Here is a 12,433-nt window from a genome sequence, read left to right on the forward strand (position 1 = left end):
CATGGGTGCGGGTGTCATTCAGAACCAGGGCGAGGGCACGCGGCGCAGACGTCGCGGGCGTGGCAAGACGCAGCCGATGGCGGAAATCAATGTCACGCCCTTTGTGGATGTGATGCTGGTGCTCTTGATCATCTTCATGGTCGCCGCGCCGCTGCTGACGGTGGGTGTGCCGGTGGAGTTGCCCAAGACGGCAGCGGGTGCTTTGCCTACGGATCAGGAAGAGCCGCTGACTATCACCATCACGGCAGAGGGTGCGGTGCAGATCCAGACAACGGAGACGGCCCGCAATGAGCTGGTGCCGAAGCTGCGTGCGATTGCCGCTGAACGCACAACCGATCAGATCTTTCTGCGCGCGGATGGCGCTGTGTCTTATGCGCAGGTGATGGAGGTGATGGGCGCGCTGAATGCGGGTGGATTTGCCAACATCGGGCTGGTGACGGACATTGGCGGGCCGACGCTGGACTCGCAGGACCAGTAGGGCGCGGCGGTGCATGTCGGGCATTATATCTCAGGAGCGGGTCACACGGCGCTGATCGGCTGGCTGATCTTTGGCGATGTCTTTGCCGCAGAGCCGCTGCCTTTTGAGGCCACACCGGTGTCGGTGATCACAGGCGCGGAATATGCCGCTCTCGTGGCGCAAGGGCAGGCGCCGCAGTCTGCGACGGAGGTGGCGCAGCCCTCCAGCCCAGAGGTCACACCTGATGCGCCCGAAATCACAGTCACCGAAGATGCGGCAAATGACCAATCCGTGCCTGCGCCAGCCGAGACGCCAAGCGCCGATGATGCGCCGGATGTGTCGCAGATTGAACCACTCCCGCAGGCGGATGTGAGCGACGAGGCGCCGGTTCTGTCCGAGCCTCCGGCGGATGTGGCGGTGCTGGTGCCCGAAGTGAGCGACACACCGGTACCGGAGGCCGCTGAACGTGTGGCGCCTGAGGCCGTCGCACAGCCCGACCCCGAGGCGCTGCCCGATCCGGTAGAGCAGGAGGCGGTGGCCCCTGATGAAGCGGGTGAGACGCCGCAGGAGCCTGCCGAGGCAACCGCGCCAGAGGCGGCTGCGACCAAGATTGTGACCGAAGCAGAACGTCCGAGCGCCGTTCCCGACACCTCAATCCGCCCGCCTGCGCGCCGCCCCGACGCACCTGTGCAAACCGCGCAACCGGCGGAGACCGAGGAGCCGGAGCCGCCTGCCGCTGAAGAGCTGGAACAAGAGGCGGAACCCGAAGATCCCGTCGCAGCGGCCTTGGCAGAGGCGCTGAGCGGGGAGGACACTCCCTCAAGCGCGCCCAGCACCCCGCAAGGCCCGCCGCTGACTGCGGGCGAAAAAGACTCGCTGCGCGTTGCAGTGCAGGCCTGTTGGAACGTGGGCTCGCTCTCGACCGATGCGCTGAACACCACCGTGGTGGTCAACGTGGCGATGACGCAAGACGGCAAGCCGGTGGCCTCCTCCATCCGCATGGCTTCCAGCTCCGGCGGGTCCGAGCAGGCGGCGCGGCAGGCCTTTGAGGCCGCCCGCCGCGCGATCATCCGCTGCGGTGCGCGCGGTTTCGATTTGCCCGTAGATAAGTATAGTCAGTGGCAGGATATTGAGATGACGTTTAATCCCGAAAGGATGCGGATCAAATGAAGATGTCTGGAGCGGTCTTGAGTGTCGTCCTCGCCTTTGGCGCAAGCCAGGCAGCCCCGGTGCTTGCGCAAACCCAAGGCCCGCTGCGCATCGAGATCACCGAAGGGGTGATCGAGCCCTTGCCTTTTGCCTTGCCGGTTTTTGAGGCTGAGACGGGCGATGCGGGCGGGCTAGCGGCGCAGATCAGCCAGGTTGTCTCTGCCGATCTCTCTGGCACCGGGCTTTTCCGCGAAATCCCTTCCAGCGCCTTCATCAGCCAGGTCAGCAGCTTTGCCGCGCCTGTGCAGTATGCGGACTGGAAGGCGATCAATGCACAGGCGCTGATCACCGGGGCCGTCTCGGTGCAGGGCAATCAGGTCTCGGTGAAATTCCGGCTCTATGACGTTTTCTCGGGCGCTGAACTGGGGGATGGGCTTCAGTTCACCGGCACAGCCGACGGCTGGCGGCGCATGGCGCATAAGGTGTCCGATGCGGTCTATAGCCGGATCACCGGAGAGGGCGGCTATTTCGACAGCCGTGTCGTCTATGTCTCGGAGACCGGCGGCAAGGACGCGCGGCAAAAGCGGCTGGCGATCATGGATTATGACGGCGCCAATGTGCAGTATCTCACCGACAGCAGCGCAATTGTGCTCGCGCCCCGCTTCTCGCCGGATGGTGGGCGGGTACTCTATACCAGCTATGAGACGGGCTTCCCGCGCATCTACGTGCTGGACGTCGGCTCCGTGCAGCGGCGTGAGGTGGCAAGCCAGGATGGCACCATGAGCTTTGCGCCGCGCTTTGCACCGGATGGTCAGAACATTGTCTTTTCGCTCAGTCAGGGCGGCAATACCGACATCTGGGCCATGAACATCGGTGGGGGTGGGGCGACGCGGCTGACCTCGGCGCCGTCGATTGAGACCGCGCCCAGCTTCTCGCCCGATGGCAGCCAGATCGTCTTTGAAAGCGACCGCTCTGGCTCGCAACAGCTCTACATCATGCCGGCGGGGGGAGGGGAGGCACAGCGCATCTCCTTCGGTCCCGGGCGCTACGGCACGCCGGTCTGGTCCCCGCGCGGCGACCTCATCGCTTTCACCAAACAGAACGCCGGGCGCTTTCACATTGGTGTGATGCGCACCGACGGATCGGAAGAACGGCTGCTGACCGCGTCGTTTCTGGATGAGGGTCCCACATGGGCCCCCAATGGCCGCGTGATCATGTTTACCCGTGAAACACAAGGCGAAGGCGGGCGCTCCTCCCTCTATTCCGTTGATATCTCAGGGCGGAACCTGCGGCCCGTGCGCACGCCGGAAGGCGGGTCTGATCCGTCGTGGTCACCGCTGCTGCAATGAGTGTCGAAAGCTGTTCCAAGGGCCGCGTGCCTATGGTAAAACGCCAGTAAAATAACGACAACAACGCAGACATGAGGCAAAGAGCATGACACTCAAGGCAAAAATTCTTCTGGCGGTTGCGGGGCTGGCGCTCGCGGCCTGTACGAACCCGGATCGCTTTGGCGCAGGTGGTGCCGGCGGGGCCGGTGGCACGGGCGGCATCAACGGGGCCGTGATCCCCGGCAGCCCGAATGACCCGACCTCCCCCGCCTATTTCAACCAGACCATCGGGGATCGGGTGCTGTTTGCTGTGGATCAGTCGACCATCACCGATCAGGGCCGCGTGGTGCTGGACGGGCAAGCCACCTGGCTGCTGACCAACACCGATTTCACCGCCGTGATCGAAGGCCATGCAGACGAGCAGGGCACGCGCGAATACAACGTGGCGCTCGGGGCACGCCGCGCGAATGCCGTGCGCGAATATCTGGTGTCCAAAGGCGTGGCAGGCAACCGTCTGCGCACCGTGAGCTACGGCAAGGAGCGCCCGATTGAGATTTGCTCCAACGAATCCTGCTATGCCAAAAACCGCCGCGCGGTGACCGTGCTGGCCGCCGGGCTGACGGGCTAAGGCGATGCGGGTCTTCATCGCCCTCGCCACTGCGCTGGCGCTCCTGCCCGCGACCACCCATGCGCAGGATGATCAGACCCTGGCGGATATCCGGCAGGAGATGACTGTACTCTATGTCGAGATCCAGCGGTTGCGGCGAGAACTCTCCACAACCGGCGGGGCCTCGGTCAACACCGGAGGCGAGACGGTTCTGGACCGGATGAGCGCCATTGAAGCAGAGATGCAGCGTCTGACGTCAAAAACGGAAGAGCTGGAGTTCCGCATCAACCGGATTGTTGAAGACGGCACCAACAGGCTTGGTGATCTGGAATTCCGTCTGGTGGAACTGGAGGGGGGCGATATCGCAGCGCTTGGTGAGACATCGACGCTAGGCGGGGATCAGCCCGCCTCGACCGCGCCTGCAACAGGGGGCGCCGCCACTTCGGCGCCAGCGGGGGCTGGCATACAGCTGGCCGTTGGCGAGGAAGAGGACTTCAAGACGGCGCAGTCCGCTCTGAGCGAGGGCGATTTTGAGCGTGCAGCGCAACTCTTTGCGGAGTTTAGCCAGACCTATCCCGGCGGACCTCTGGCGGCGGGAGCGGATCTGGGGCGTGGCGAAGCGCTTGAGGAGCTGGGTGACACGCGGGAGGCCGCGCGCGCCTATCTCAACAGCTTCAGCGTCGACCCGACCGGGCCGGTCGCGCCGCAGTCGCTTTATCGCCTTGGGCGCTCGCTGGGCGGGTTGGGGCAAATGCAGGAAGCCTGTGTGACGCTTGGAGAGGTCGGGTTGCGCTTCCCGCAGGACCCTGCGGCTGAAGAGGCGCGCGGCGAGATGCAACGCCTGGGTTGTGCGTGATACCATGACCGGGGCGCTGAGCGATGCGGTTGCTCAGCACCTCTTGCCGCATCCTCCGGCCGGTCTGGGGGTCGCTGTGTCTGGCGGGAGCGATTCCACCGCGCTTTTGCATCTGTTGTACAAGGTTGCACAGTCGTATTCGATCACGCTGCACGCGGTTACCGTCGATCACAAGCTCAGGCCCGAGGCCGCTTGCGAAGCCGCGCAGGTCGCCCAGTTGTGTCGGGATCTGGACATCCCGCACACGGTTCTGAGCTGGACCGATTGGGACGGGCGCGGCAATCTGCAAAAGGCGGCGCGTGATGCACGATACCGCCTGATCGGGGCCTGGGCGCGCGATCAGGCGCTGGACGCCGTTGCCCTCGGCCATACGCTGGACGATCAGGCCGAAACCGTGCTGATGCGGCTTGCGCGTGGGTCCGGCGTGGACGGGCTGGCCGCGATGGCGCCGCGCCGTCTGTCGCAGGGCATCACGTGGATCAGGCCTCTGCTTGGTTTGACCCGGGCCGAGCTGCGGTCGGATCTGCAGGCGCAGGGGGTGCCCTGGGTTGACGACCCCAGCAATGACGATCTGCGCTTTGATCGCGTGCGCATGCGCCAGGCGTTGGCCCTTCTGGCCCCGCTGGGCATTGATGCACAGGCGCTGGGGCAGGTTGCCTTCAATATGGCCCGTGCGCGGGATGCGTTGGGCTGGCAGGCCTTTTTGGAGGCGCGCCGGATTGCCCGGATCGACGCAGGGGCTGTGCGCATCGACTGGCGTAGCTACCGAACATTGCCCGACGAGGCTGCGCGCCGCATCCTGCTAAGCGCCATCGGTTGGATCAGCGGGTCAGGCTATGCGCCGCGCCGCAGGCCCGTTCTGGGGTTGATTGACGCGCTGAAGCAGGGAACCGGCGGCACGGTCGATGGCGTCCAGGCCTGGCGCGACAGGGACACGCTGTGGGTGGTTCGGGAGTATCAGGCCGTGCGTGACCTTCGCTGCGCTCCGGATGCGCTGTGGGACGGGCGGTGGCGCGTTGAGGGCCCCGCCGCGCAGAGCGATCTGCACCTCACCGCGCTTGGAGAAGACGGCTTGAAGCAATTGCCAGACTGGCGCGCAGCGGGGCTTCCGCGGGATGTCTTGCGTGTCACACCGGCGGTCTGGCGCGGGGCAGATCTGGTTGCGGCGCCGCTGGCAGCCCTTGGCAAAGACTGGGTGGCCCGCATCGACGGCGGCGAAGATGCCTTCTTTGCCGCACTTTTATCGCATTGAACATGGGCGCTGAGTGTCTATCTTAGCAAAGTAGCGATACGAAGGGCTTTCGTATTGCACGCAAGTTTAGGAGAAAATCGTTGGGTAACGCACGCAACATCGCCTTCTGGGTCGTCCTGTTTCTGTTGATACTGGCCCTGTTCAACCTGTTCAGCGGGCCGGGCAGCACACTACAGAGCCGCGAGATCAGCTACTCCGAATTCGTGAACGCAGTGGAGTCTGGCGACGTCAGCAATGTGACGCTGGATGGTGAGCAGGTGCGGTTCCGCCGGGGTGACGCCGACTACGTGGCGATCAAGCCGGAAGATGCTGAAATCACGCAGCTTTTGATCGAAAACGACATTGTGGTGCGGGCTGAACAGCAACAGCAGTCCGGCTTCCAGACCTTCCTGATGTCGTTGTTGCCGTTCCTGCTGCTGATCGGCGTCTGGATCTATTTCATGAACCGGATGCAGGGTGGCGGCAAAGGTGGCGCCATGGGCTTTGGCAAGTCCAAGGCCAAGATGCTGACCGAAAAGCATGGCCGCGTGACATTTGATGATGTTGCGGGAATCGATGAGGCCAAGGAAGAGCTCGAAGAGATCGTGGAATTTCTGCGCAACCCACAGAAATTCTCGCGCCTGGGCGGGAAAATTCCGAAAGGCGCGCTGCTTGAAGGCCCTCCCGGAACCGGTAAAACGCTTCTGGCGCGTGCGATTGCGGGTGAAGCGGGCGTTCCCTTCTTCACAATCTCGGGATCGGACTTCGTGGAAATGTTCGTGGGCGTGGGTGCGTCCCGTGTGCGCGACATGTTCGAACAGGCCAAGAAGAACGCGCCTTGCATCGTCTTCATCGACGAGATTGACGCAGTCGGTCGGCACCGGGGTGCCGGCTATGGCGGCGGCAATGACGAGCGCGAACAGACGCTCAACCAGTTGCTGGTCGAGATGGATGGGTTCGAGGCCAATGAAGGTGTGATCATCATTGCAGCCACCAACCGTAAAGACGTGCTGGACCCCGCGCTGCTCCGCCCGGGCCGGTTTGACCGTCAAGTGACCGTGGGCAATCCCGACATCAAGGGCCGCGAAAAGATCCTCGGCGTGCACGCGCGTAAGACTCCGTTGGGCCCCGACGTCGACTTACGTATCATCGCACGCGGGACACCTGGGTTCTCGGGCGCCGATCTGGCGAACCTTGTGAACGAGGCCGCTTTGGGCGCGGCTCGTGTGGGCCGTCGCTTCGTGACGATGATCGATTTTGAGAACGCGAAGGACAAGATCATGATGGGGGCCGAGCGCCGCTCCATGGTGATGACGCCGGAGCAGAAGGAGATGACCGCCTATCACGAGGCTGGACATGCGCTGGTGGGCATCAAGCTGCCGAAATGCGACCCGGTCTATAAGGCGACGATCATCCCGCGCGGCGGCGCGCTCGGCATGGTGATGAGCCTGCCCGAGATGGACCGTTTGAATATGTTCAAGGATGAATGCCACCAGCGTCTGGCCATGACCATGGCGGGCAAGGCGGCGGAGATCCACAAATATGGCCCCGATGCGGTGTCGAACGGCCCCGCCGGTGACATCATGCAGGCCTCGGGCCTGGCGCGCGCCATGGTGCTGCGCTGGGGCATGTCGGACAAGGTCGGCAACATTGACTACTCCGAGGCCGCTGAGGGCTATCAGGGCAACACAGCCGGTTTCTCTGTTTCGGCCAACACCAAGGAGTTGATTGAGGAAGAGGTGCAGCGCTTCATCCAGGATGGTTACGATTGGGCGCTGAAGATCATCACCGAGAACGAACAGGAGTTCGAACGTCTGGCGCAAGGCCTGCTGGAGTACGAGACCCTCACCGGTGACGAGATCAAGCGCGTGATGAATGGTGAGCCGCCGGTGCCGCCCGCAGGTGAGGACGACAAGCCCGACAGCGGCTCGGCACCCAGCGTGATCGGCATCCCGAAAGCCAAGGCGAAGGCGAAAAAGACGCCGCCGTCGGATGGCGGGATGGAGCCGGAGCCGACCTGATCACGGACCACGATGACAACATAACAAAATACCATGGGCCCCGCCGCGCACGGGGCCTTTTCTTTTGGCGGGGGCTTTGATCAGACTGCTTGGGAATTAAACGGAGACCTCGCCATGCCCGGCCTTTTGCCCACGCGTTTCACTGGCACCATCACTTGGCTGGGGCGGGTGATCGACAGCCACGACACGCTGCGCGCTGAACCACTGGAGACGGCGGAGCTGAGTTTCACCGGGATTGACGGAGAATGCCATGGTGGGTTGACGCGCCCCTCTTGCGTGCGGGTCAAGGCGCAGTACCCGAAGGGCACCGAAATCCGCAATGTGCGCCAGCTTTCCGTGCTCTCTGCGGAGGAGTTGAGCGCGATTGCCGCCGACATGGGGTTAGAGGTGATTGATCCTGCGTGGGTGGGTGCCTCCATGGTGATCAAAGGTATCCCAGACTTTACCCACATTCCCCCGTCCTCGCGGCTGCAAATGTCCAGCGGAGCAAGCCTCACGGTGGATATGGAGAACCGCCCCTGCGTGCTGCCGGGCCGCGAGATCGAGAAGGATCATGCGGGCTTTGGCGCGAGGTTCAAGCCGGCGGCCAAGAACCGACGCGGGGTCACCGCCTGGGTTGAGCGGGAAGGGGGAGTCGCCCTCGGCGATACTGTGACGCTGCACATCCCCGACCAGCCGGTCTGGGCGCATCTGGGTGACGCGCGAACGTAACAATCGTTTCCGAAACGAAACGATTGCGACACTTCCCGCCGCTGACGATTGCGGAAAGGTCGGAATCACCCTTCTGCGCGTGGGTGCGCGCTCGTATGCAGGACGCAGCAACTTCGCCGCGCGCGGCGTCTCATCGGGGAGTGTTCCATGGCCTATAAATCTGACATTGAAATTGCACGCGCCGCGTCGAAAAAGCCGATCCAGGAGATCGGGGCCAAGCTGGGCATCTCCAGCGACGATCTGCTGCCCTATGGCCACGACAAGGCTAAGGTGTCGCAGTCATTCATCAACTCGGTGCAGGGCAACGAGAACGGTAAGCTGATCCTCGTGACGGCGATCAACCCGACCCCCGCCGGTGAGGGCAAGACCACCACAACCGTGGGTCTGGGTGACGGTCTGAACCGCATTGGCAAGAAGGCTGCCGTCTGTATCCGCGAAGCCTCGCTTGGCCCGAACTTCGGCATGAAGGGTGGGGCGGCTGGCGGTGGTTATGCCCAGGTTGTGCCGATGGAAGAAATGAACCTGCATTTCACGGGTGACTTTCACGCGATCACGTCGGCGCACTCGCTGCTCTCCGCGATGATCGACAACCACATCTACTGGGGCAACAGCCTGGAGATCGACACCCGCCGCGTTGTCTGGCGCCGTGTGGTCGACATGAACGACCGGGCGCTGCGGCAGATCACGACGTCGCTTGGTGGCGTGGCCAACGGCTTCCCGCGTGAGGCGGGCTTTGACATCACCGTGGCTTCCGAGGTTATGGCGATCCTCTGCCTGTCCAAGGACCTGAGCGATCTGCAGAAGCGCCTCGGCGACATGATCGTGGCTTATCGTCGCGACCGCTCGCCCGTCTATGCCCGCGACATCAAAGCTGATGGCGCGATGACTGTGCTGCTGAAAGACGCGATGCAGCCGAATCTGGTGCAGACGCTGGAAAACAACCCGGCTTTCGTGCATGGCGGACCCTTCGCCAACATCGCACACGGCTGTAACTCCGTGATCGCCACAACGGCCGCGTTGAAACTGGCAGACTATGTGGTGACCGAAGCGGGCTTTGGCGCGGACCTCGGGGCCGAGAAGTTCCTCAACATCAAATGCCGCAAGGCCGGGCTCGCACCCTCCTGTGTGGTCGTCGTGGCCACCGTGCGCGCGATGAAGATGAACGGCGGCGTGGCCAAGGCGGACTTGGGCGCGGAGAATGTGGATGCGGTGAAAAACGGCTGTGCGAACCTTGGCCGTCACATCGAGAACGTCAAATCCTTTGGCGTGCCGGTGGTCGTGGCGATCAACCACTTCGTGACCGACACCGATGCCGAAGTGCAGGCTGTGAAGGATTACGTGGCCGGTCAGGGCGCCGAAGCGGTGCTGTCGCGCCACTGGGAGCTGGGCTCCGAAGGCTCCGCCGATCTGGCCACCAAAGTCGTGGAAACCATCGAGAAGGGCGAGGCGGATTTCGCGCCGATCTATCCCGACGAGATGGGGCTGGCCGACAAGATCAACACCATTGCGACCAAGATCTACCGGGCAGATGCCGCGCTGATGGATCAGAAGATCCTCAATCAGCTGAAGGATTGGGAAGAGCAGGGCTATGGCAATCTGCCGGTCTGCATGGCGAAGACGCAGTACAGCTTTACCACCGATCCGAACGAGCGTGGCGCGCCGACCGGGTTCACCATTCCGGTGCGTGAGGTGCGATTGAGCGCGGGTGCTGGCTTTGTGGTGGCGATCTGTGGTGAGATCATGACCATGCCGGGCCTGCCGCGTGTGCCGTCGGCGGAAGCCATCAAGCTCAACGCGGATGGTGACGTCGAAGGCTTGTTCTAAGCAAGGACGGGCGCTTTGGGGCATCGAGCCCCGCGCGCCCGGTCGCGCCTTTGGGCGCTCCGGCACCGGGTGGAGCCGGTCCAACAGGAAAAATGAAAAGAGGGTTCGATGGCGGCGACGGTGATTGATGGGAAGGCCTTTGCGGCGCAGGTGCGTGGGCAGGTGGCGGAGCATGTGGCGCGTCTGAAACAGGATCACGGGATCACACCGGGGCTGGCCGTGGTGTTGGTGGGCGAAGATCCGGCGAGCCAGGTCTATGTGCGCTCCAAGGGCAAGCAGACCGTTGAGGCGGGCATGAAATCGGTGGAGCACAAGCTGGATGCGGAGACCTCCGAGGCGGATTTGCTAAAGGTGATTGAGGATCTGAACAACGACCCGTCGATCCACGGCATTCTGGTGCAGTTGCCGTTGCCGAAGCATCTGGACGAGGATCTGGTGATCAACTCCATCGCACCTGAGAAGGATGTGGATGGGTTCCATATCTCTAACGTTGGTCTGTTGGGCACGGGGCAGAAGTCGATGGTGCCTTGCACGCCGCTGGGGTGTTTGATGATGCTGCGCGATCATCACGGCAGCTTGTCTGGCATGGATGCGGTGGTGATCGGGCGGTCGAACATCGTGGGCAAGCCGATGGCGCAACTGCTGCTGGGTGATAGCTGCACGGTGACCATCGCGCACAGCCGCACCAAGGATCTCGCAGACGTTGTGCGCCGCGCCGACATTGTGGTGGCTGCGGTCGGGCGGCCTGAGATGGTGCCGGGTGACTGGATCAAGCCGGGCGCCACGGTGATCGATGTGGGTATCAACCGGCTCGATGCGCCGGAGAAAGGCGAGGGCAAGACCAAGCTTGTGGGCGACGTGCACTACGAAAGCTGTGCTGCTGCGGCGGGTGCGATCACGCCTGTGCCGGGCGGGGTGGGGCCAATGACCATCGCCTGCCTGCTGGCGAACACGGTGACGGCCTGCTGTCGGGCCAATGGGTTGGCGGAGCCTGAGGGGCTGACCGCCTGACGCCGCTGCCAAGCTTTCGGTTTGCGGTGACATCTGTGTAGAGGGGCACCGAGCCTGCATCCCCCATCGAGGGGGATGCAGGCGCGGCCCGGCTTGTCAGCCGGGCGGTCTGGTAGAGAGCGCCGGGAAAGGTTTGTCCGTCAGCGTGGTACCGGCACCATCGTGCCTTGCAGGACGGCGATCAGCGTTTCCGCACCGTCCTTGAGCGCGTGCACATCGCTGCTGACCACCACAAGTCTCCGCCCGGGTTTGATGACGTGCCCCCGGGCGACCAATGCATCCCCAACCGCAGGGGCCAGCAGGTTGATCTTGATCTCGGCGGTGACCACTTCGCAGTCGAGCGGCAGGAGTGAGAGTGCTGCATAGCCTGCGGCGCTGTCTCCGATGGAGAAGGTCAAACCGGCATGACCGAAGCCTTGCTGCTGGGTCGCCGTCGGTAAAATGGGCGCGGTGATCTCAACCGCGCCGTCTGCGACTTGCGTGAGCTGCGCGCCCAGCGTGTGCATCATCGCCTGCGCCTCAAAACTCTCGCGAATACGGTCTGCGGTTTCATTGTCCATCTGCACCTCCTACCGTGGCATCGGCACACATGTGGGCACGGGGCCGGTGAGGATGGCAAGGGCGTCCGGGGCCATCAGCGTGCCAAGCACGTCGCTGTGACTGTGCAGCCCGCCGGTGTAGGTGCCATAGGCAGGCAGGATCAGGCGCCGGGTGTCCAGAAGAAACGCGGGCCGTGTGATGGTGCGGCCCCTTGCGTACAGCCCAGCCTTGGGGTGGTAGTGGCCTGACACCTCACCGCCCCCTTGCGCGGTCGCAATGTGGCGGAAGGTCAGCGGGCCCAGCGTGAGGTCTTGCAGGTGCGTGCCGCCGCACTCCAGAGGGCCGGGGTCGTGGTTGCCCTCAATCCAGACCCAGCGGCGCCCGGCCTGTAGCTGCGTGATCCAGAGCCGCTCCTGTTCGGGCAGGCTGGCGGCGGCGGTCAAATCGTCGAAGCTGTCGCCGAGACAGATGACCGTGCGCGCTTGCGTTGCCGCGAGATCACCGGCCAGCCGCTCAAGCGTGTCGCGGGTCTCATAGGGCGGCAGCGCCTGCCCGCTGCGCCGGGCCACGCGTTCCGATTTCGCCAGATGCAGGTCGGAGACGCAGAGCAGAACCTCCTCCGGCCACCAGAGCGCGCCGGAGCCGAGTGCTTTGAGTGCAGCCCCGGCAAAGGTGAAATCATGGAAGTTCATGCTTTG

Annotated in this window: 12 protein-coding genes; 10 read left to right on the top strand and 2 right to left on the bottom strand. The window is 63.6% G+C overall.

What is annotated here, in order from left to right:
- Position 1 precedes the first annotated feature (1 nt).
- From tolR to folD, 10 genes are all read left to right on the top strand, one after another.
- Positions 2-478, top strand: a complete 477-nt coding sequence (gene tolR, locus So717_RS16365; protein ID WP_159979244.1) for a protein TolR — start codon at positions 2-4, stop codon at positions 476-478.
- A gap of 9 nt (positions 479-487) precedes the next feature.
- The gene (gene tolA / locus So717_RS16370; protein WP_159979246.1) at positions 488-1,627 is read left to right on the top strand and encodes a cell envelope integrity protein TolA; all 1,140 of its coding nucleotides are present in this window, start codon (positions 488-490) and stop codon (positions 1,625-1,627) included.
- Positions 1,624-2,955, top strand: coding sequence for a Tol-Pal system beta propeller repeat protein TolB (gene tolB, locus So717_RS16375; protein ID WP_438810664.1), 1,332 nt, complete (start codon positions 1,624-1,626; stop codon positions 2,953-2,955). The genes tolA and tolB overlap by 4 nt, the downstream gene beginning before the upstream one ends.
- Before the next feature lie 85 nt (positions 2,956-3,040).
- Positions 3,041-3,562, top strand: a complete 522-nt coding sequence (gene pal, locus So717_RS16380) for a peptidoglycan-associated lipoprotein Pal (protein WP_159979248.1) — start codon at positions 3,041-3,043, stop codon at positions 3,560-3,562.
- 4 nt (positions 3,563-3,566) lie between these two features.
- On the top strand, positions 3,567-4,397 hold the full coding sequence (gene ybgF / locus So717_RS16385) for a tol-pal system protein YbgF (protein WP_159979250.1): 831 nt from the start codon (positions 3,567-3,569) through the stop codon (positions 4,395-4,397).
- A complete protein-coding gene (gene tilS / locus So717_RS16390; RefSeq protein ID WP_238841008.1) occupies positions 4,390-5,649 on the top strand; it encodes a tRNA lysidine(34) synthetase TilS in 1,260 nt (419 codons plus the stop codon). Before ybgF ends, tilS begins: the two co-directional genes overlap by 8 nt.
- Before the next feature lie 80 nt (positions 5,650-5,729).
- Complete coding sequence (gene ftsH / locus So717_RS16395) at positions 5,730-7,649, top strand: ATP-dependent zinc metalloprotease FtsH (RefSeq protein WP_159979252.1); 1,920 nt, start codon at positions 5,730-5,732, stop codon at positions 7,647-7,649.
- Between the two features lie 114 nt (positions 7,650-7,763).
- Positions 7,764-8,360: an MOSC domain-containing protein gene (locus So717_RS16400; protein ID WP_159979254.1), complete on the top strand. Its 597-nt coding sequence runs from the start codon at positions 7,764-7,766 to the stop codon at positions 8,358-8,360.
- Between the two features lie 147 nt (positions 8,361-8,507).
- Complete coding sequence (locus So717_RS16405) at positions 8,508-10,184, top strand: formate--tetrahydrofolate ligase (protein ID WP_159979256.1); 1,677 nt, start codon at positions 8,508-8,510, stop codon at positions 10,182-10,184.
- Between the two features lie 108 nt (positions 10,185-10,292).
- Positions 10,293-11,195 (top strand): bifunctional methylenetetrahydrofolate dehydrogenase/methenyltetrahydrofolate cyclohydrolase FolD, encoded by a 903-nt coding sequence (folD, locus tag So717_RS16410; RefSeq protein WP_159979258.1) that lies wholly within the window; start codon positions 10,293-10,295, stop codon positions 11,193-11,195.
- A 140-nt stretch (positions 11,196-11,335) separates the two neighbouring features.
- Here the strand turns inward: folD and So717_RS16415 are convergent, their stop codons facing one another.
- Both So717_RS16415 and pdeM read right to left on the bottom strand, forming a co-directional pair.
- Positions 11,336-11,755, bottom strand: coding sequence for a PaaI family thioesterase (locus tag So717_RS16415; protein WP_159979260.1), 420 nt, complete (start codon positions 11,753-11,755; stop codon positions 11,336-11,338).
- Positions 11,756-11,764: 9 nt separating this feature from the next.
- Positions 11,765-12,427: a ligase-associated DNA damage response endonuclease PdeM gene (pdeM, locus tag So717_RS16420; protein WP_159979448.1), complete on the bottom strand. Its 663-nt coding sequence runs from the start codon at positions 12,425-12,427 to the stop codon at positions 11,765-11,767.
- Positions 12,428-12,433 lie beyond the last annotated feature (6 nt).

This window comes from Roseobacter cerasinus (assembly GCF_009811755.1).
GTDB lineage: Bacteria > Pseudomonadota > Alphaproteobacteria > Rhodobacterales > Rhodobacteraceae > Roseobacter > Roseobacter cerasinus.